Annotated in this window: 16 protein-coding genes; 9 read left to right on the top strand and 7 right to left on the bottom strand. The window is 39.1% G+C overall.

Going from position 1 to position 21,620, the window contains the following annotated elements; genetic code table 11:
- Positions 1-4 precede the first annotated feature (4 nt).
- Together ACST15_RS03000 and ACST15_RS03005 are read right to left on the bottom strand one after the other, a co-directional pair.
- On the bottom strand, positions 5-1,678 hold the full coding sequence (locus ACST15_RS03000; RefSeq protein ID WP_459453161.1) for a sodium/sugar symporter: 1,674 nt from the start codon (positions 1,676-1,678) through the stop codon (positions 5-7).
- Between the two features lie 96 nt (positions 1,679-1,774).
- Positions 1,775-3,331 (bottom strand): NFACT RNA binding domain-containing protein, encoded by a 1,557-nt coding sequence (locus tag ACST15_RS03005; RefSeq protein ID WP_459453162.1) that lies wholly within the window; start codon positions 3,329-3,331, stop codon positions 1,775-1,777.
- Between the two features lie 26 nt (positions 3,332-3,357).
- Here ACST15_RS03005 and ACST15_RS03010 point away from each other — a divergent pair, with 26 nt between their 5' ends.
- The 3 genes from ACST15_RS03010 to ACST15_RS03020 are packed head-to-tail and all read left to right on the top strand — an operon-like array spanning position 3,358 to position 6,296.
- Positions 3,358-3,948 (top strand): IMPACT family protein, encoded by a 591-nt coding sequence (locus tag ACST15_RS03010; protein WP_459453163.1) that lies wholly within the window; start codon positions 3,358-3,360, stop codon positions 3,946-3,948.
- An 18-nt stretch (positions 3,949-3,966) separates the two neighbouring features.
- The gene (locus ACST15_RS03015; protein WP_459453164.1) at positions 3,967-4,806 is read left to right on the top strand and encodes a fumarylacetoacetate hydrolase family protein; all 840 of its coding nucleotides are present in this window, start codon (positions 3,967-3,969) and stop codon (positions 4,804-4,806) included.
- Positions 4,806-6,296: an aldehyde dehydrogenase (NADP(+)) gene (locus ACST15_RS03020; protein ID WP_459453165.1), complete on the top strand. Its 1,491-nt coding sequence runs from the start codon at positions 4,806-4,808 to the stop codon at positions 6,294-6,296. Before ACST15_RS03015 ends, ACST15_RS03020 begins: the two co-directional genes overlap by 1 nt.
- Before the next feature lie 115 nt (positions 6,297-6,411).
- Here ACST15_RS03020 and clpB read toward each other — a convergent pair whose 3' ends face one another.
- Together clpB and ACST15_RS03030 are read right to left on the bottom strand one after the other, a co-directional pair.
- Positions 6,412-9,015: an ATP-dependent chaperone ClpB gene (clpB, locus tag ACST15_RS03025; RefSeq protein ID WP_459453166.1), complete on the bottom strand. Its 2,604-nt coding sequence runs from the start codon at positions 9,013-9,015 to the stop codon at positions 6,412-6,414.
- Between the two features lie 116 nt (positions 9,016-9,131).
- On the bottom strand, positions 9,132-12,431 hold the full coding sequence (locus ACST15_RS03030) for a PAS domain S-box protein (RefSeq protein ID WP_459453167.1): 3,300 nt from the start codon (positions 12,429-12,431) through the stop codon (positions 9,132-9,134).
- Positions 12,432-12,456: 25 nt separating this feature from the next.
- On the opposite strand from ACST15_RS03030, the gene rsmA reads away from it, so the two are divergent.
- Genes rsmA through ACST15_RS03055 form a run of 5 tightly spaced genes read left to right on the top strand, consistent with a single transcriptional unit; the run spans position 12,457 to position 16,448 of the window.
- Positions 12,457-13,287, top strand: coding sequence for a 16S rRNA (adenine(1518)-N(6)/adenine(1519)-N(6))-dimethyltransferase RsmA (gene rsmA / locus ACST15_RS03035; protein ID WP_459453168.1), 831 nt, complete (start codon positions 12,457-12,459; stop codon positions 13,285-13,287).
- A gap of 60 nt (positions 13,288-13,347) precedes the next feature.
- A complete protein-coding gene (mgtE, locus tag ACST15_RS03040) occupies positions 13,348-14,724 on the top strand; it encodes a magnesium transporter (RefSeq protein ID WP_459453169.1) in 1,377 nt (458 codons plus the stop codon).
- A gap of 1 nt (position 14,725) precedes the next feature.
- The gene (gene dtd / locus ACST15_RS03045) at positions 14,726-15,181 is read left to right on the top strand and encodes a D-aminoacyl-tRNA deacylase (RefSeq protein ID WP_459453170.1); all 456 of its coding nucleotides are present in this window, start codon (positions 14,726-14,728) and stop codon (positions 15,179-15,181) included.
- Positions 15,178-15,507 carry a nucleotide pyrophosphohydrolase gene (locus ACST15_RS03050; RefSeq protein WP_459453171.1) on the top strand — a complete coding sequence of 110 codons (330 nt, stop codon included), beginning with the start codon at positions 15,178-15,180 and terminating at the stop codon, positions 15,505-15,507. The genes dtd and ACST15_RS03050 overlap by 4 nt, the downstream gene beginning before the upstream one ends.
- The gene (locus tag ACST15_RS03055) at positions 15,504-16,448 is read left to right on the top strand and encodes an NAD(P)-dependent oxidoreductase (RefSeq protein ID WP_459453172.1); all 945 of its coding nucleotides are present in this window, start codon (positions 15,504-15,506) and stop codon (positions 16,446-16,448) included. Before ACST15_RS03050 ends, ACST15_RS03055 begins: the two co-directional genes overlap by 4 nt.
- Here ACST15_RS03055 and ACST15_RS03060 read toward each other — a convergent pair.
- The 3 genes from ACST15_RS03060 to ACST15_RS03070 all read right to left on the bottom strand — a co-directional run bounded on the left by ACST15_RS03060 (position 16,445) and on the right by ACST15_RS03070 (position 19,508).
- On the bottom strand, positions 16,445-17,134 hold the full coding sequence (locus ACST15_RS03060) for a hypothetical protein (RefSeq protein WP_459453173.1): 690 nt from the start codon (positions 17,132-17,134) through the stop codon (positions 16,445-16,447). The genes ACST15_RS03055 and ACST15_RS03060 overlap by 4 nt on opposite strands.
- Before the next feature lie 88 nt (positions 17,135-17,222).
- The gene (locus ACST15_RS03065; protein WP_459453174.1) at positions 17,223-18,527 is read right to left on the bottom strand and encodes a GntP family permease; all 1,305 of its coding nucleotides are present in this window, start codon (positions 18,525-18,527) and stop codon (positions 17,223-17,225) included.
- A gap of 3 nt (positions 18,528-18,530) precedes the next feature.
- The gene (locus ACST15_RS03070; protein WP_459453175.1) at positions 18,531-19,508 is read right to left on the bottom strand and encodes a glycosyltransferase family 9 protein; all 978 of its coding nucleotides are present in this window, start codon (positions 19,506-19,508) and stop codon (positions 18,531-18,533) included.
- A gap of 174 nt (positions 19,509-19,682) precedes the next feature.
- On the opposite strand from ACST15_RS03070, the gene ACST15_RS03075 reads away from it, so the two are divergent.
- The gene (locus tag ACST15_RS03075; RefSeq protein ID WP_459453176.1) at positions 19,683-21,386 is read left to right on the top strand and encodes a hypothetical protein; all 1,704 of its coding nucleotides are present in this window, start codon (positions 19,683-19,685) and stop codon (positions 21,384-21,386) included.
- The last annotated feature ends 234 nt before the right edge of the window (positions 21,387-21,620 follow it).

The following is a 21,620-nucleotide window of genomic DNA, read 5'->3' on the forward strand; positions in this document are numbered from 1 at the left end:
GAGTTTACCAGAAATAGGTATATAAGAAAGTCAAAATGGTACAAATAACCACCGATCCTACAATGAAGGAAGGAGATAATTTGAACATACTCGCGTCGATTTCTAATCCCTTTGGATTGTTTTTGCTTTCTGGATCTGCCAATGAAATAATCACCATACAAGTCACACAAAAGATAAATACCCAAGCCATACGATCCATGAATGGGATCATCATGCGGCCTGTTTCATCTGGGAAAGAAGAATAGAACATACACTCCGTTACACCTGTCCAAGAAGGTATGTATTTTGTCAAAATTGAGAAAGTAACTCCACCCAATAATGCAACCAATGCTGCTTTAGATGTGGCACGCTTCCAGAAAAAACCTAGAGTAAACAAGGCAAAAATACCCGGAGAAACATAGCCCGTATATTCTTGAATAAACTCAAAACCACCTTTTTTATCGATTCCCATCATAGGAGCCACAATCACCGATGTAACCATAGCACCTACTACCGCAAAGCGACCAACGTTCACTAATTTCTTTTCCGAAGCGTTCGGATTGATGTATTTCTTGTAAATATCTAAGGTGAAAATGGTAGAAATGGAATTGGCTTTACCTGCCATAGAAGCTACCACCGCTGCCGTTAAAGCTGCAAAGGAAAGACCTTTTAATCCTGTTGGCAACAAATTCAATAATACAGGATAGGCATTATCCTTATTTAAGACACCGTCTTTTAACATCTCTGTTTGGAACATCCCGTCTTTGTATAATAAATAAGCGGCAATTCCAGGTAATACTACAATGATTGGCATCATCAACTTCAAGAAAGCAGCAAATAAAATACCGTTTCTAGCCGTTTTTAAGTCGGCACCCAAGGCTCTTTGGGTAATGTATTGATTACATCCCCAATAGTTCAAATTGATAATCCACATACCACCAATCAAAACCGCTAAACCTGGTAAGCTTGGGTAATTGGGATTTCCCTTTTGTAAAATCATGTGAAAATGCTCAGGAGCCTTGGTCAATAAGTGATTAACGCCGTCAACCACACCTGAACCACCGAAACGGTCAGTCACCATATTCAAGGCTAAATAAGAAGTTGCTAAACCTCCTAAGACCAAGAACACCACTTGAATCACATCGGTATAACCAATTACTTTCATACCACCCAAGGTGATGAAAATAGCAAATACCGACATACCGATCATACATACGGTAAAGTCAACACCCGAGATGGTAGTTACAGCCAAAGCCCCTAAATACAAAATAGATGTTAAGTTAACGGTAATGTATAACATCAACCAGAACACGGCCATGATCAAACTAACCGTAGGGCTATAGCGTTGAGTCAAGAATTGAGGCATGGTAAAAATCTTGTTCTTCAAATAAATAGGCATGAAGAAAATCGCCACAATTAACAAGGTGGCAGCAGCCATCCACTCATAGGTGGCAATGGCTAATCCTAATCTAAAACCATCTCCTGAGGTACCAATAAACTGCTCAGCGGAGATATTAGAGGCGATTAATGAGGCTCCAATAGCCCACCAAGTCAATGAACCTTCTGCTAAAAAGAAGTCGTTGGAATTAGAAATTTTTGATTGTCTTTGTTTATAAATCCAGTAACCATATCCGGAAACAACGATAAAATAAAAGAGGAACACGAGGTAATCGAGTAATTGTAAACCTTGAGATTGCATAGTTTTTCTTAAAGTGAATGGGTCAAAAGTTTACTAATTTAGAGGAATCCGAAGGAAAATAAAAAAATATTGCAGAATAGTTAGACAAAATGTAATTTAATCTATTCTAGTGGGTGGTACTAAAATTACTTCTTCTCGGTCTACAATCACTTGACCGGGTAATAAATCTTTAGTCTTTCTAATGTACTTTTTTGAGCTGATAATCACCGGGCATAAACTCTCATGTTGCCTTTTAGAAAAATGCGCAGCCAAGCCAGCGGCCTCCTCGATAACTGATTTGGGAACAACCTTTTGTTGGGGATTGCGAATCACCACATGAGAACCCGCAACATCCCGAGCATGCAACCAAACATCCTGACGTTTGGTATGCTTCATGGTTAACAAATCATTGTTTTTAGCATTTCTTCCCACCCAAACGGTCCAACCTTGTACATCAAAAACTCGAAAAGGAATTTCTTCTGCAGCTTTTTGTGATGTATCCTTAGTCAACAATGGAATGAAAGCCTTCAATTGTTTACGAGAAGTGGCTTGTTGAACTTGTTGCCAGCGCTCCTCCCAAACTTGAATTTCGGTTTTTTTACGGTCGACTTGTTCCTGCCAATGAGCTAACTCTTTAGCAAAGTTTTTCGACTTCCTGTAATAATTCTCAGCATTTTGAGAGGCCGATAAACTAGCATTTAGTTTAATTTTAATGGTGGTATCGCGGTAAAAATCAGGTAATTCCACCGAGCTAACATTGGCAGGAATCAAATGCAGATGGGCCATAATGATGTTAGCCATTTCATCATAAGGAACACTAGCGCCTCGTTTATTACCTTGATTTTCCAAATCTTGAAGGTAGAGCCGCGTTTTATCCTGCGCTCTTTGAAAAAATGCCAGAAGCTGATTTTTCTCTTTAAGAAACTCCCCAATGGAATAATGAAATTTATATAGTGCATTTAAAGCCTCCAAAGGATCATGGCCAACATACAAAGCTTCGCCTTTGGATTTTAATAGACTTAAATAGATTCCATCCTCACGATGATACACGTATATCGTAGATTCTTCTAATTCGGCAAGCAAAGATTGTATGAGTTCCCAACGAGATTTCAAATTAGCCTCCTCAAAACCCAAACCTAATAAATGAGATTTTATCTCCTTTCCAAAAGTAGGAAAAAGGGTTTGCCACTCCCCGTCTTGGTTTTGAAAGGCCTCCCAACTTTGATCTAAAGGCCGATGAATGGAAGCCAAAGATAATTCTGAATCCTTTTTTAGGCGAGATTGAAAAAGACTTTGGTACTCACCATCTCGGTACAGGATGATATTTGCCCGATTGCCATACATTTTAAACAAAAGCACAAAATCTCCTAAAAAATGAATGCTAAAAGCTCTTTCATTCTCATACATTTCAACTTCCTGTACCTCAGCCAATAAAACATCCGAAAACAAATCAACGGAATTCCTTCCTGCTCTGTGAAAGGTTTCTGGAAACTGCAAGCAAGAAAAAGTTGGGCCCAAGCAACATTTGATCCAAAAATCTTCGCCATTCTGACGTTCAAACCCCAACACCAATTCATCTTTTTCTTGGGAGAAACATTGCTTCAATCGTGCATACATCAATTTTTGACGTAGGTTCGAAGCCAACACGCGCAAGAAATAATAATTATTGTGCATAAATTGCGGGGAATTTAATCGTCTTCATGTCTCAGCAAGATTCCTATTTAACCATTGCCTCTCCTTCTGAAGGTCTATACAAAGATAAAGGAAGTAAATTCATCGGCATGGCTTATCCCGTGAAAGATCTGGAAGAAATTAAAATGCGTCTGCAAGAATTAGTGGTACTGCACCCTAAAGCTCGGCATATTTGTTATGCTTATCGCTTAGGATTTAGTCCAGAAGAAGCCCGATCCAATGACGATGGAGAACCAGCGGGAAGTGCTGGAAAACCTATTTTGAATACCATTTTGTCTCAAAAATTACACTATGTTTTCATTGCCGTGATTCGTTATTTTGGAGGTACCTTACTGGGAGTTCCTGGCTTAATACATGCTTACAAAGAAGCTAGTTTGGATGCTTTGTCTCAAGCGGAAATCATCGAGTATGAACCCTTAGTGGAAGAAGAAATTCGATTTCCGTATTCTGAATTAAATGAGGTGATGAAAATCTGTAAAAAATTGCCAATTCGAATACTAAATCAAAAAATTGACAATCTTTGTACTTTCAATCTTTCATTCACTCAAAGAAATGCTTCCGAAGTCATTAAAGCCCTTGAAAAAATAAGCCGAATATAATACATAAACCTATTTCAAATGAACTATTTTAAACTGTACCGTACTCCTCACGGACATGTCATTCAATCCAGTAATTCGGATAAATCAATTTTTCATCAAGCCAGCTCTTGGGATGATTTCATCAATCAAGAAAACTTATTTGATGCTTGTGCCTCCGCTTTTGCCCATGGTACCGAAGTGAATTTTGGTGATATTCATTTATTGCATCCAGTAGACCAGCAAGAAATTTGGGCGGCGGGAGTTACCTATTTGCGAAGCAAAGTGGCTAGAATGGAAGAATCCAAAGATTCAGGAGGAGATACATTTTATGATAAGGTATATTCTGCTCCAAGACCAGAGATTTTTTACAAAGGAAATAGCCATAGGGCCGTAGGTCATGGAGGCAAAGTAAGAATTCGTAAAGATTCAGCCTGGAATGTACCAGAGCCAGAATTAACGCTTTTCATCAATTCCCAAGGTAAATTAGCCGGCTATACCATAGGTAATGACATGAGTTCGCGTGATATTGAAGGCGAAAACCCTTTGTATTTACCCCAGGCTAAAGTTTATGATGGTGCAGCGGGAATTGGACCCTGTTTATTGGTGACCGACCAAGCCTTGGCACCTGAGACAGTGATTGACATGCGTATTTTCCGGGATGGTATTGAGGTTTTCCAAGGTGATACTCAAATATCTCAAATGAAAAGAACTCATGCGGAATTAGTGGAATTTCTGACCAGAGAGATGAGCTTTGCAAAGGGTACTTACCTCATGACCGGAACCTGCGTGGTACCTGATTATCCTTTCACCTTGCAGTCTGGCGATCGCATTGAAATTCAAATTGAACCCATCGGAACTTTAATTCAAATTGTAGCATAATGAACCTTACAGGTGAACAAATCATAGGAAAATCATTTTCCAAACTAGGTACAAGTACATTTCAAGGCATGCAAGCTGATTCTGGCATAGCCATTTCGACTCCATTTTATGAAGCTACCAAAGCTGAAATTGACTTGGCAGTAGCCAAAGCTAAATCGGCATTTGCTAGCTTAAGAAAAATATCGGATGAAAAAAGAGTCGCATTTTTAGAGGCTATCGCAGAGGAAATCAATGCCCTTGGAGATCCCTTAATTGAAATGGCCTGCCTTGAAGCAGGATTACCTACGGCACGAATCCAAGGCGAGCGTAGTCGTACCACAGGACAGGTCTTGGCTTTTGCTAATTTCATTAAAAATAAAGCTTGGGTAAATCCCATAGATGACCCTGCCCTTCCTGAGCGTCAGCCATTACCTAAACCTAGCTTATTTCAAAAACAAATCCCCTTAGGTCCCGTAGCTGTATTTGGGGCAAGTAATTTCCCATTGGCCTTTTCTGTGGCAGGTGGAGATACCATGTCGGCCTTGGCCGCTGGCTGTCCAGTGGTATTCAAAGCACATCCTGCTCACCCTAACACTTGTGAGATGGTTGGAAGAGCTATACAGGCTGCTGCCCAAAAAACGGGAATGCCCGAAGGCATATTTTCTTTAGTGCATACCACGTCCCATGAATTAGGAGGCTATTTAGTACAACATCCCGACATTCAAGCCGTGGCATTCACAGGATCTTATCGTGGAGGAAAAGCCTTATATGATTTAGCGGTGAGAAGACCGAACCCAATCCCAGTTTATGCTGAAATGGGCAGCATTAATCCGGTGGTTTTACTTTCTGAAGGATTAGCTGCAAACGGTGCTAGCCTTGCGGCCAATTTCAGTCAATCTGTTTGTTTAGGTCAAGGTCAATTCTGTACCAATCCAGGCCTAATCGTCATCAAGAAAGCAGACCAGGCATTTTTAAAGGATTTGGCAGCACAATTAGACACCATGCCTTTGAATGCTTTTTTAACTCAAGGAATAGCCCAAGCATATAAAAATGGCTGTCAAAAGTTAGACCAGCATGCTGACGTACAACGTTACACGACTCAGGATATCCCTTCGCCCAGCTTATTTGTGACTACCGCCAAAGCGGCCATGAAAGACCAAGAAATTTTAGAAGAGGTTTTTGGTCCAAGTACCTTAGCTGTGTTGGTAGAAGACGAAGCAGAGCTTATTGCCTTTATTGAATCATTGCCAGGTCAATTAACAGGAACTATTCATGGAACCTTGGAAGAGATTAAGGCATTTCCCGAATTGATTGAGGCATTAAGCCTTCGAGTGGGCCGAATTTTGTTAAATGGCTTCCCTACGGGTGTGGAAGTTTCTCCAGCCATGGTGCATGGAGGACCATTTCCTGCCACCAGTGATTCAAGAGGAACCTCGGTAGGAACACAAGCTATTTACCGCTTTACACGTCCAATTTGCTACCAAAATTTTCCAGCTGATTTAATCAATTAATTGATACAATAAACTCGATTTTCCCAACGTTGGCAAGGTTTGGAACCTTGACAACGTTACAAAAAAAAATAGCCTGAGAATTTATTCTCAGGCTACCTATTTTTACCCCAATATGTTAGACTACTTCAGGATTGGGTACATTTTCGAAGACAATATTTCCAGCTGCATCTAAATCCATCAATACGGCTGAATCCTTTTTCACTTTGCCAGAAAGTATCTCTTTCGATAATTCATTTAAAACCGCACGTTGAAGTACTCGCTTCATTGGTCTTCCTCCATAATTAGGATCATATCCATCTTTGGCCAATTTAGATAATACTTCATCTGTAGCCTCCAAGGTGATTTGTTGATCCGCCAATCGACGTTGGATTTCTTTAAACTGAATACCCAAAATCTTACGAGCATGTTCCTCAGACAATGGTTCAAACAATACCACCTCATCCACTCGGTTCAAAAACTCTGGACGAACTACTTGTTTCAACAAAGTCATCACTTCTTCCTTCGTCTCATCCATTATTATCTGGTTATTCCATCCTTCCATTTGTCCCATCTTCTCCTGAATCAAATGACTACCAATATTGGAGGTCATAATGATGATGGTATTCTTGAAATTGGCTGTTCTTCCCTTATTATCGGTCAATCGACCCTCATCTAAGACCTGCAATAAGATATTCCAAACATCCGGATGGGCCTTTTCTATCTCATCCAACAAGACCACCGAATAAGGTTTCCTACGTACTGCTTCTGTCAATTGTCCCCCCTCATCATATCCCACATATCCCGGAGGCGCTCCTATCAAGCGACTCACCGCATGACGCTCTTGGTACTCTGACATATCTATGCGTACGATAGCATTCTCATCATTAAATAAATAAGAAGCTAAAGACTTCGCTAATTCTGTTTTACCTACTCCCGTTGTACCTAGAAATATAAAAGAGCCAATCGGTTTACGAGGGTCTTGTAAGCCAGCTCTGGATCGACGAACCGCATCTGAAACCAACTCAATCGCTTGATCTTGACCAGCTACTCGCTTGTGCAATTCATCTTCTAGGTGTAAAAGCTTATCGATCTCCGTCTGCAACATTTTATTTACTGGAATTCCCGTCCATTTTGCCACCACCTCTGCTACATTCTCGGCAGTCACTTCTTCTTGCAACATGGTATTCTCTCCTGAAGAAGCCGATTGTAAGTCTTTTAATTTTTGTTCGGACTCAACCAAACGGCCATAACGAATCTCCGCAACTTTACCATAATCACCTTGACGCTCCGCTTGTTCTGCTTCCAACTTCAACTTATCTATCTTCTCTTTTTCAGAACGAATGGTATCTAAAACCGATTTTTCCGATTGCCAACGAGCCTTTAAAGCATCACGCTTTTCAGATAAATCTGCCAAATCCCGACTTAAAATCGTTTCCTTTTCTTTATTATTCTCACGGCGAATGGCTTCTCTTTCAATCTCCAATTGCATGATTTTACGTTGTATATCATCAATTTCCTCTGGAACAGAATCGATTTCCAAGCGCATTTTTGCAGCAGCCTCATCAATTAAGTCGATGGCCTTATCGGGCAAAAAACGATCGGAGATATAGCGATTTGATAATTCCACCGCAGCAATCACGGCATCATCTTGAATACGCACCCCATGGTGTAATTCATACTTATCTTTGATACCACGTAAAATGGAAATCGCATCAGCCACATCAGGTTCCTCCACCATCACTGATTGAAAACGACGCTCTAAAGCTTTATCCTTCTCAATGTACTTTTGGTATTCTTTCAAAGTAGTTGCGCCTATTGCATGCAATTCACCGCGAGCCAAGGCTGGTTTCAATAAATTGGCAGCATCCATGGCTCCTTCTCCTCCTCCACCCGCACCAATCAAGGTATGAATTTCATCGATGAACAAAACAATCTCCCCATTGGAGTCCGTCACTTCCTTAATGACCGCTTTTAGACGCTCTTCAAATTCTCCCTTGTATTTGGCTCCTGCCACCAATAAACCCATATCCAAGGACATGATAATCTTAGATTTTAGGTTTTCTGGCACATCACCTGACACAATTCTTTGGGCTAAACCTTCTACAATCGCCGTCTTACCTACACCCGGCTCTCCCAATAAAATAGGGTTATTCTTCGTTCTGCGGGATAAAATCTGCAAGACACGACGAATCTCCTCATCCCGACCAATCACCGGATCTATTTTCCCAGCTTTGGCTAAATCATTCAAATTCTTACCGTATTTTTCTAAGGATTGGTAAGTACCCTCTGCATGTGGATCGTTCACTTTTCTATTTCCTCTAAGTTCTACAATGGCATTTTTTAACGAAGTGGTATTGAGGCCTAAAGATTTCAAAGCATCCGCTACGGCGTCATTACCATCCAGCAAAGAAATAAACAAAACCTCTACGCTGACATAGGAATCCCCCATAGTCTCTTTCCATTTCTCCGCCTTTTGAAGGGATTGTTGCAATCCATTACTCAAAAAGGGCTCTCCGGAAACCTTGGGATAAGAACTAATAATTTTACTTAGCTTTTCTTGAATTTGATGAGCAGCTACACCCAACTTTTTCAGCAAAAATGAAACCGTTTGGGTATCATCTTGCAAGATGGCCGCCAACAAGTGACCCGTTTCAATGGCTTGCTGGCCAGCATTGGTAGCCAATTCCACCGAATTTTGAATCACTATACTCGCTTGGGAAGTGTAATTTTTAGGATTCATCTGTTTATTTACAATTTGACCTCTACCAATCAAATGTTAATCCACAGTACTAAATCGGAAATAATGACTTATTTATCCCTTGAATTATTTCAAAAACGCGCCATTTTGTCCGAAAATCAAGCATATTGAACTTGAACTGCCGATTCAAATCGATTAAGCGCTTGCTTTAATAGCGCTATTTCCAATTCAAATTCCTGGAAATCACAGACCTTGGCTTTACCCTCGATTTTCCTACATAAGGCGTAAACCTCAGCAGCTCCTAAAGTCCCTGAATTACCTTTTAAGGTGTGTAATTCTGATTGAACTCCCTTACAGTCATTCTGATGGTAAAAATTTTCAGCATCGACAATCTGCTGCTTAGCCTCATGAATAAAATCACATAACATACTTTTCACAAAACCTTCATCACCACCCGTAGCTTCCAATAAAGAATCTAAGGCTTCCTGATCCATGGGATTTAAGGATTGAGTTTCAGAAACAGTCACCTGCTTTGCATGAGGTTTCACTCCTTGCCTAACCCAATGATTCACCATTTGAATCAATTGCTGAGCGCGGATTGGTTTAGCTAAATAATCATCCATTCCTACCGCCAAAAACCTCTCTCTATCTTCTTTCATGGCATAGGCTGTCATGGCTACTATCGGAGGTAAACTTGCTAAACCCAATTGTTTCAAATGCTGGGTCGTCTGCATTCCGTCCATTTCAGGCATTTGAATATCCATCAAAATCAAATCAAACTCATGCGTCTTACTTAATAAATTTATAGCATCCCGTCCGCTAGAAGCTGTTTGAACAGTACATCCCGCCTTTGCTAAAATTTGAGAAGCTACCTTTCGATTGGTAGAATTATCATCCACCAGCAAAACATGAGGCTGAATATCTTCTAATTTGCCTTGTATCACAAACTTATCCGCCTCCTTATTTCTTTGGACCAACTCCTGTTTACCTACCTTCAAATGGACTTTAAACCAAAAAGTACTTCCTTTGCCCAAAGTAGATTCTACCCCAATATCGCCCTGCATCATTTTACAGAACTCACGAGAAATGGCCAAGCCTAATCCAGTACCCCCATACACTTTGGAGGTAGAATTATCCAGCTGCTGAAATGCGTTGAATAATATTTTTAAATTTTCTGGACTGATTCCAATGCCCGTATCTTGAACCTTTACGACTAAATCCAAAGACTCTGCTGTAATATTCTCTCCCGACACATCGATACTTACCTTGCCATGCTCCGTAAATTTTAAGGCATTGGAAGTCAAATTGGACAGAATTTGCAATAAACGGGTCTCATCGGCAATAACTACTTCGGGTAAATCCTTGGACAAATGATATTCCAAAGTATTTCCTTTCTGACAAGCTACCTGAGAAAATAAAGCCATCAAACGGTCAAGCACATCATCTAAAACAATGTCACTTGGATGAAGAACCATCTTACCTGCTTCAATTTTGGCTAAATCCAAAATGTCATTTAAAATATGAAGTAGCGTTTCTGAGGATTTCTTAATCGTTTGAACATAATCTACCTGATCTTCATTTAATGGAGTATCACTCAATAAATCCACCATTCCTATCACCCCATTCATGGGCGTACGAATCTCATGACTCATGTTGGCCAAGAATTGTTCCTTCACTTTTAATGAACGCTCTGCTTGTTCACGTGCCTCCACCAAGGCATGTTGGTACTTCTTTAAATCCGTAATATCACGTGCTATTCCTGAAACCTCTTCAATTGTACCATGTTCCAAAAAGATAGGATTTAAATATATTTCTAGCCATTTCTCCTCCCCTGTTTTTGTCAGCAATTCCAATTCAAAATGTTGCTTCTGCCCTCTAAAGGCCATCTTGTATCCTTCCTCCATGCGGCGACGCTCGGGTGGGGCCAACAATTGGAATCCCATTTTTTCGGCACTGATGTTAATTTGAGGACTTATACTGATTTGCTCTACCAATAAATCTGAATATTCATGGTTAAAACTGGTCAAGAATAAACGTTTATTTACCGACCACATTAAGTGAGAACTACCCTCAAAAATGGCGTTTAAACGTGCTGTTTCTCGTGCTAAGGCTTCTTCTGCTTGCTTTCTAGCTATGGCTAAAGCTACCTGTCCTGAAATAAAGTCCAATAACTCTAAATCTCGGTTTTCGTATTTATTGGAACGCTCATAGGATTTCACCCCAATAATCCCCGTCACTCGATCACCAATACGTAGAGGTACGCATAACATCACCTTAGGAACTACGCCATACAAGTAAATTTTCTTTTCATTGGCCAATTGATGGATGTCATCATCATGCAAAATCAAAGGCTTATTGGCCATGATAGCATATTCTGTCAATCCATTACCTAATTTTCTTTTGGTAAAATGTACCCTGGAATTAAAGTATTCATCCACATAATAGGGGAAATACAGAAAACTTTTTGCGGGGTCATATTGAGCAATAAAGAAGTTTTTTACATCAATAACCTCCCCTAATTGCTTATGGATATTGGAATATAAATCATCTAAATTGGAGGAATTGATGGTTACCTGAGCAATTGACGAGTATAACTTACTGGCTCGCTCGGCACGAACTTTAGCTGTGGAGTTATGTAAAATACAACGAAATGCAGTAGGTACCCCCTTTTCAAATCGACAAGTTGCTGATCCACTGACATATAATCGACGGCCATCCTTTCGTCGGAATACTGCAGTAAATTCAGGTATTTCGTCACCCTTACTGAGCAAATCAAGTTGATTCAGGGTATTGGAAGCAAACTCAGGGTGCAAAACATCCGTCAATTTCAAATCTCGGGCCTCGTCTTCGGTATAGCCCATGGTTTCCAACCAAGCTCGGTTAACAAATAAAAAACGTCCTGTAATACCTGTGATTTGGATTAAGTCAGTCGTATTATTTATCAAATCCTGCAATTGAGCATTGGACCTACTTAAAGCTTCACTAACCTTTTTTCGTTCGCTAATATCTTCACCGATGATACTTAAATAGGTTTGCTCGTCTAATTCACTAACAATCGTGGAATTTACTTCCACCCATTTAATTTCTCCTGACTTGGTTACATAGGTTCTTTCCCTCTCTTCAAATAATCCTCCATTGGCTACAGCTTGGTTAAAAGAAGTTCTTCTACCCTGCCTCTCCTCCAAGGGCAATAAGGTGGTAAAAAAATCTTTTCCATTCAATTCGTTTGGCTCATAGCCTAACAATTTATGGGTATAGGCATTGGCATGGGTAATGGTCCCATCCAAAGCCATGATGATTCCAAATAGCTTTAAACTCTCTAGGGTACGGATTAGATTCTCTTTGGCGGAGGTTCCACTGAAAGTCGATTCCGTCATTTCGAGTACATCCAACTGATTTTTCAGTTGCCTAATTTCCTGAATTAATTCATCCTTGGATTTCTGTGCCCAACTTGCCATGGCTTTATTCACAATTTTGCTTACAATGTACAAAAAAGGGCGTAATTTTACTTCCTTAAAGCCCCAAGAGCACGTGCAAGTAAGAGCAAAAAAGAGTTTAGGACAACATTTTTTAAATGATTTAGACGCAGCCCAGCGAATCGTCAATGCCCTGGATCCACAGGGTGCTTACCATAAAGTATTGGAGATTGGACCTGGAATGGGTGTTTTAACTCAATATTTGGTAAAAAAGAAGGATTACGAGACCTATTTAATTGAGATTGACCAAGAGTCAGTAGCTTACCTAAGAAAAAATTATCTGGAGTTTACTGGACCCCGATTAATTGATGGTGACTTTTTGAGATATCCATTAGAAAATATTTTCGGAGAAGAAAAATTCGCCATTGTCGGAAACTTTCCTTATTTCATTTCTACCCAAATATTTTTTAGAATTCTAGAATACAAAGATCAATGTATGGAAGTAGTAGGAATGCTTCAAAAAGAAGTAGCTGAGCGCCTAGCCGCCAAGCCTGGCAATAAAGATTACGGGATTTTGAGTGTTTTACTTCAAGCCTTCTATGACGTGGAATACCTATTTACCTTAGGGCCAGAGGTGTTCACTCCTCCTCCAAAAGTCAACTCAGGTGTAATTCGTGTGGTGAGAAATTGGGATAAAAAATTAGACTGTGATCCACAGAAGTTCAAACAAGTAGTCAAAATGGCCTTTAATCAGCGTCGTAAGACCTTGAGAAATGCACTGAGAGCCATGCAATTACCCGACCATCCACTTTTAACGAAGCGCGCAGAACAATTAGGTGTAGCTGAATTTACAGAACTAACCGAATTGTGGAAAGCCAATGGATATGTAGGTGCATAGGCGAAATCCAGCAAATATTTCTTAATTTAGATACGAAATTTTCAAACCTCAGCGAAATCCATGGAAGTAGTCAACCCACAACACCTTCCGTTTGAACTCACCAAAGAGTTTTTAGAGGAAATCAAATTACTCATCGTTGAGCAATCCAATGAAGCTATTTTAGCCAAAATTGAAGATTTATTTGCCGCAGATATTACGAGTATTTTGGATGAATTAACTGGGGAGGAAGCCAAATACATCGTTCAATTACTGGACACCAAATTAGCTGCTGAAATTATTTCCACCCTAGATTCGGATGACCGAATCAAGTTTTTGAAGAATTTCAATTCCAAAGAAATTGCAGGCTACATCAACGTCATTGATTCCGATGATGCCGTAGATATATTGAATGAACAACCCGTGCGTGTTCGCGAGGAGGTAATTGCCTTGTTGAAAGACCGAGAACAAGCTCGCTTTATCATTGATTTAATGCATTATGATGAAGATTGTGCGGGAGGTTTAATGCAAAAAGAGTTAATAAAAATCAATGTCAAACAAACTGTTACCGAATGTGTAGAGGAAATTCGAAGACAAGCAGAAGACGTTGAGAAAGTATATGCCGTTTATGTGGTTGATGATGATGGTTTATTAATGGGTACCGTTTCCTTGAAAAAAATCATCTTAGCTAAAAGAGGCTCCAAAATTCAGGATGTTTTCGATGCAGATGGTATCGTATCAGTTCAAACCTATGTTTCTGGTGAGGAAGTAGCCGATTTAATGCAAAAATATGACCTAGAGGCCATTCCTGTAGTCAATATACAAGGTCGTTTATTGGGTAGAATCACCATCGACGACATGGTCGATTTTATTACTGAATCGGCACAGGAAGACATTCAAGTCATGGCCGGTATTTCGGAAGATGTAGAGGAAGATGACTCCATTTGGCTCTTGGTACGTTCGCGTTTACCTTGGTTGATTGGTGGTATGGTGGGTAGCTTTTTAGCCGCCAAAATCATTGACCGTTTCGACAGTTCGATTTCATTGATGCCAGCAATTTCTGCATTTATTCCATTGATTGGGTCTACTGGCGGTAACGTAGGAATTCAATCCTCTTCCCTCATTGTACAAAGTTTAGCCGATAAAAGCGGTTTAGATACGACACTTTGGAAACGTCTTCAGAAAGTGTTAATCGTAGCCTTAATCAATGCCTTGATTGCCGCAGCCTTCGCATTTGGCTGTTCTATGTTAGTTGACCACGGTGCCATCATGCTATCTGTTACCGTTTCTCTTTCCTTATTTGCGGTGGTTATGTTAGCTTCGTTGATGGGTACACTTACCCCCTTGGTATTGAATCAATTAAATATTAACCCTGCGGTAGCCAGTGGACCCTTTATTACCACTACCAATGACATATTAGGCTATGGGGTTTATTTCCTCATCGTCTATTTATTGCTGTAAAATGCTAGCGCTTATTCAACGTGTTTCCGAAGCTAAAGTTGAAATTGAGGGTAAAATCAATGCCCAAATTGATCAAGGATTTTTGATTTTATTAGGTATTCATCAAGCTGACACCGAGGCAGATTGTATCTATTTGGCCAATAAAATAAGTTCATTACGCATTTTCTCTGATTCCGAGGGCAAAATGAACTTGGATATAAAAGCGGTGAATGGCCGTATCATTTTGGTAAGTCAATTTACCTTACATGCTCAAACAAAAAAAGGAAACCGACCAAGTTTCATAGAAGCAGCTAGACCCGAACAAGCCATTCCTTTGTACCATCATCTGATTGAACTATTGGAAAAAAATTTGGGCTTTCCTATTCAAACAGGTCAATTTGGAGCAGATATGCAAGTAAGTCTTGTCAATGACGGACCCGTAACAATCATCTTAGATTCTCAACAAGCCAACTCATGACGATACAAGAAGCACAAGAACAAGTAGACCAATGGATCAAGACCGTAGGAGTACGTTATTTCAATGAATTAACCAATATGGCCATGCTGACCGAAGAAGTTGGGGAAGTTGCCCGAATTATAGCTAGGAGGTATGGAGAGCAATCAGAAAAAGAGTCTGATAAACAAAAAGACCTGGGAGATGAAATGGCTGATGTATTATTTGTTTTAATTTGTTTGGCCAATCAAACAGGGATTAATTTAGAAAAAGCATTGGAACAAAACTTAGCTAAAAAAAGCATCCGAGACCAAGATCGCCACCATAATAATCCAAAATTAAAAGCATGAAAATCGTTATTCTAGATGGCTTAGCCTTGTTTCAACATGATATTTCAAGAAATGCTTTATGTGCCTTTGGGGAAGTGGATTTCTATGAAAAAACAAGCGAAGATGAAATCACTTTACGTGATGCTAAGGCCCAAGTTTTAGTAACCAACAAATGCCTAGTCAATGAAAAAGCATTAGCCCATTTTACCTCCTTAAAACTAGTTTTAGTGGCTGCCACAGGCTATAATTCCGTGGACGTTGCTGCTTGTAGGGCCAGAGGTATACAAGTTTCTAATGTACCCGCCTATGGTACTTATTCCGTCGCGCAGCACACACTTGCTTTGCTGTTAGCTTGGAGTAATCGGGTGGAACAACATAATCGCTCGGTTCAAGCGGGAGATTGGAGCCAGAATGATTGGTCATATTCCTTAAGTCCTTTGACAGAATGGGCTGGTAAAAAATTGGGGATCATTGGAATGGGGAATATCGGTAAGTGTTTTGCTCACATGGCTGAAAGTTTAGGTATGAAAATATACTACCACCATACGCGAGATTTACAAATACCTGAATATACTTTTTTATCTAAAAAAGAATTAGCCCAAACTTGTGATGTCATAAGCCTACATTGCCCTTTGACCCCACAAACAAATCTATTGGTCAATAAGGAATTCTTAAGCTGGATGCCAGCTCATGCGATCCTAATTAATAGCTCCAGAGGAGGACTCATTGACTCCACAGCCTTGGCCAATGCCATGCAAAAAAAACAGATTGCCGCAGCGCTATTGGATGTTCTTGACCAAGAACCACCATCAAGCAATCACCCTTTGATAGGAATACCGAACATCTATATAACACCTCACAATGCTTGGCTAAGCCAAGAGGCAAGAATCCGAATCATTCAAAGTCTAAGCAAAACATTAGAAGGATACATGGCAGGAAAAGCCATTAATCAAGTCAATTAAGGCTTTTTCTTTACTTTAGGAATTTGAGTTTTAGTAATATGTGTACCCATGGACTTACCCTCTGATTGGCTAGGCACATAAGGTTTTACTAAGGCCAATTGATCTAAACTTGGATTTAGTTTTTGAATCAATGGATGACGAATGTCAAATTCTGCCTCACCGGAAATCTGGCTATATTCCATATCAGAAAGGCCCTCATGTTTATTTCCTTCATTACTAAATTGAACCACATGAGTTAATTGATCACCACCTAATTTTCCGCCCTCCCAGCTCACTACCATACCACCATTGATCCAATTAAAACCGGATATGGTAAAATTCTTTTGATTCAACTTTTCAACATCTAGCATTTTCAAACCCAGGTATAAGCCAGAATTTGTTTTCCATAAAGATTGTTTTCCAACCACAGAAACATCCAGTATCTGTCCTTGATGGTACATAACATATACTTGTTTGTTCGTATTAGGATATAAAATAGAGCCCCTCAGGGTATCTTCATTTAAAATCCAGCTGGTATCAGCTACAATGGATTCTTTACCGTATTTCGTCTGAAGTCCCGCTAAATCTTGACAAGCTAAGACATCATTCAACAATAAATTCGGGACAAGTGTTTCTTGATTTTCAGAAGTAGAAGATTGGCAAGAAAGTACGGCTAGTAGAACGAAAGAATACAAGAAATTTTTCATATAAAATTAGATACGGTCAATCTAAATTAGAAAAATCTATTTGATGAAACAATGACTTGCATCAGTCGAAGTAAAAAGCTACCTGCTCTTAAAAAAGTATTTGATCCAAAACCAATACCCCAATCAATCCCGTAATAGAGACCAAGGTGTCCATGAGCGTCCAAGACCTAAGTGTGTCTTTAAAATTTAATGAAAAGTACTCCCTAAATAACCAAAAACCCGTATCATTCACATGAGAAAACATCATACTCCCTGCCCCCAATGCTAAAACCATTAAATTAGGATCCGCGGTGGAATTGATCAATATTACCTTCATAAAACCTGCAGCTGTTATTCCGGCAACTGTAGATGAACCAACACATACGCGAATGATAGCAGCCATGGCCCAACCCAAAACATAGACATTCCAGGTAGATGAACCTAAACTATCTGCTACGGCCTGACTTACGCCCGCTACGACTAATACTTGTTTTAAGGCACCTGCCCCACCAAAAATCAATAAAATACCTGCAATATCTTTGATGGATACCATGGAAGAACTCAACAATTCGTCAGCACTAAAACCGATTCGTCTTAAAAGTATTCCGGCTAATAAAACAGATAGAAATAAGGAAAAAACGGGATTGGATATATAACTCGCTAAGACAGGAAAATATCCTGCTCCGAATGAACCCGCTGCTAATAAAATGATGGGAAAAAGGACAATCAAAAAGCTAGGAAAAGTGGATAAAGTTCTCTCCTCAGCCTGATTTTCACCTTGCACAAATACAAAAGCGGGGTTAGCAGGAGTTGTTATATTTTTAGTTGTCAAGCCAAACCATAATCCTGAAACAAGTATGGCAGGGATTGCTATTATTATACCATAAGCCATGGTTTTCGACAAATCAGCACCAAATTCCTGCATGATGGCTAAGGGTGCTGGATGAGGAGGTAGATAACCCTGGGTAACGGTGAGGGAAGCCAACATGGGTAAGGCTAAAAAAGTAGCGGGTTGTTTCAATTTGGCTGAAGCCGTAATGACTAATGGCGCCAACAACATGAAAGCAACCGAATAAAAAAGAGGTAAACCAACTAGAAAACCAGCCATCATAAACGCAATTCTGGCATATCGAGTACCCGAAATTTGCAATAGTACTTCCGTCATCCTTTGTGCTGCCCCGCTGATGCCCACCCATTTTCCTAATATGGAACCAAAAGCTAAAATCCCTGCAATGGAACCTAAAGTACTTCCCATCCCATCTTGAATGGCCTTAAAAATAAATTCAGGACTTAGCTGAAAAGCTAGTCCTGCAAGTATACTTACGCCAACAAATGCTACAAAGGGAGTAAATTTTAACCAGGTCATGGCTAAAACTAACGATACAATGGCCCCTAAGGTAATTAGAAATAGCATAGGCTATCTATTTTCTTGCAAGGCAATTAATTGTTGCCACACGTCATCAAAAGCTAAGCCTTCTGCTTTACCATCTGGATTAAACATCACTTTCGTTCGATTACTTTCCTGATAGAAGCCAGAATAGGACATATATTTTTTAAAGTAAGTAAATTCTCCACAAATCACCAATCCTGGAATTTGAAATGCATTTGCCATGTGCGTAGGGCCAGAATCTAATCCAATAAAAAAAGACGCTCCCTGAATGATTTTCATGGTTTCTATCAAATCACATTGGCCAACCAAAGATGTAAAATGAGGGTGCTGAAAAGGTAATGGATGCTTCATCCCGATTTCTACCACTTGTACTCCCCATTTTTCGATAGCCCTCAACAATAATTCACTCCATTTTTCGTCTGTCCAATCCCTCCAACCAGCATTGGATTTACAATGAACCAGCCAATAAGGTTTTTTGATATCCAATTTAAAAGCTTCCTGATCCACATAGAGATGGGGTTGTCCTTTTATCAAGCCAAGGTCAGCCAGTTGAGAGGAAATTTCCAGCAAATTAAAATGGTGGTAATAATTGTTTAATCGAATTCCTAAATCGTCGGCTTTCTTGTTTTTCAAGGAAAAATGAAAAACCGGGTCCTTTCTAAAATCACTTAATTGCAAGAAATAAAAATGTGTAAAGGGATTCCATGTTAATAAGAATCGGGCAACCAATATACTATTTTCATCCACCATTTCCGTAACTAATGGATGATGTTGAAAAATAGGAAAATATCGTTTCTCTGTAATCCAATAGATCGCCACATGTCCAAATTTCTCCTTCAAGGCTGGTAGAATTGGTTCTGAAGCAACCATATCTCCTAAATCCCCATCCATAAGAATACCAATATGAATAGTATTAGGCTGGTAAATACGGTTTAATAGAATTCGAAAACTCAGGCTGATAAAATACGCCAATGAACCTATCGCATAGGTCACTCGATGAAACATGATTTATAGTATTTAAATAGGTTTAATGAGAACGGAATTTATCATCCCATTCTTGATAGGTGCTCAAAATTAAAACTAAAATATGAGAACGGAAGTATACGAGGGGAAATATGGAAAAATTTTCAAGGATTCAAATATTTAATTTTTCCCTAAATTTGTACATTAAGATAAAACATGCACAAAACCCTCTCAACTATTTCAAGCCTTGTCATATTGTCATTGATTGGGATATTTGTGTTTTACGTGTTTAATTTCAGTTTGGACTTCCCTTTTCAAGATGATGTAACCTTATTGGAATTCATTAATAGTACCCAAATTTCTCCTTGGGATTGGTCACGTTTTTTTCAAGCTTTGTTTCGAGTAGATAACGATCATTCCATTGTTATACCTAGGTTAATAGCCTGGTTTGATTACCTAATTTTTGGTCAGGTAAATTTCCAGCACCTAATTTGGCTTACTTTATTCGAGTTAATTGTCATTCTGTACTTGTTATTTCGGCTTTTTAACAGACAAAAAATCCACCTAATATATTTCACTCCAGTAGCATTTTTGTGGTTACAACCCCAATATCACGAAGTCTCCAATTGGGCCATTACAGGCTTACAACATGCCCATGTTAGCCTTTTTCTACTGGTCAGTCTAACTTTAATTACGGAAAAAAAGTCATTTGCACTAGCCTGGGCAATTTTATTGGCATTCTTGGCTTCATTTACCTTTGGAAATGGATTTATTGTATTTATTTCCATAGCCTATGTGTATGCACTTCAAAAGAATTGGAAAAACGCATTGATCATTTGTTTATGCTTAGTCCTTTTCTTTGCCTGTTATCTACAAATTTATCAGATGGGACAAGCCGCTAAATTCCATTGGAACATTCAGCACATCTTCTTATCCTTTGTAGGCTTTATAGGGGCCACGGCTATGGAATTTCCCAAATTAGGACTTAGCCTTTCATGGGGTATTGGCATAGGCGTTGTGGCTTTTTTTATATTTTATAGTCTAGACTTCTGGAAATTTCAATTTAAATATCAAGACCAAGCCACCTATTTAGGCATATTAGCCTTTATCCTATTTTCAGCGGGATTAATTGCCTTGGTACGATCCGCAGAAAATTATACCATTTATAGTCGGTTTCAATTATATGCGGCACTATCCATGATAATTGTTTATTTATTGTTGCTACCTCAAGTAAATAAACCATACAAACGCATAATTTTAATCATTTCACTATTGTATAGTATTTCATTTAATACCTTAGCTTATTTCAACCATATTAACAGTCAACAATACCAAAAAATGAGCTTCATTGCTGATCGAATTAATTGGCAGAACAACCAAAGTCAATTATCCGTTAGCTCTGGATTTCTATGGAATGCCAAACCAATCTTTGAATTAGCTGAAAAGAATAAAGTGTATTCTATTAACAATACTTGGACTAGTCCTAGCCAACTAAACAAAGCCAAAAGCCTTTCTAGACAAACATTTAGCCTACAAGCGAAGGAATATCAAGTGGTGATGCAACAAAAACACGCAACTTGGTTAAATCATTACTATTGGCTGGAATTTCAAAATTTTCCATTTTCAACTGAATTAAATGCCCAGTGGTTTATTTGCTTACAATCACAAACTCATCCTAAACTCAGTTATATTTTACCCATACAGTTTGCCCTGAATGGTAAAAAGAATTTCCTGATGATGGAAAATTACCGAGCCTCCTATGGTTCAATAAAGATTAACCATGAATCAATTCAAGCGGGTGAATTTGACATGTATTTATTACTTAGAGAATCTAATCATCAAGTAGGCAAGCAAGAATTATACAAATTAGATCAAACCATTCTAGTGGACTCCCAATCGCATAAGCTAAGCTTAGAATAATCTCCATGAGTACAGGGCACAAAAAAAATCCAAGATTCATTGAATCTTGGATTTACATTACTCCGTGTTCTAAATTATATCAACATCCGGGGTTATAAGAAAAAACCTAAAGGAACCACACTTACCGTCTTTAGATTTTTTTTACTTTTATAACACTTCAAAGGTACAGCAATATTTTACAAACACAAAAAGATAATTTTGAGTATATGTAAAGAAAAATTAACCTAAAAAACA

The organism is Aquirufa sp. Wall-65K1 (assembly GCF_054558475.1).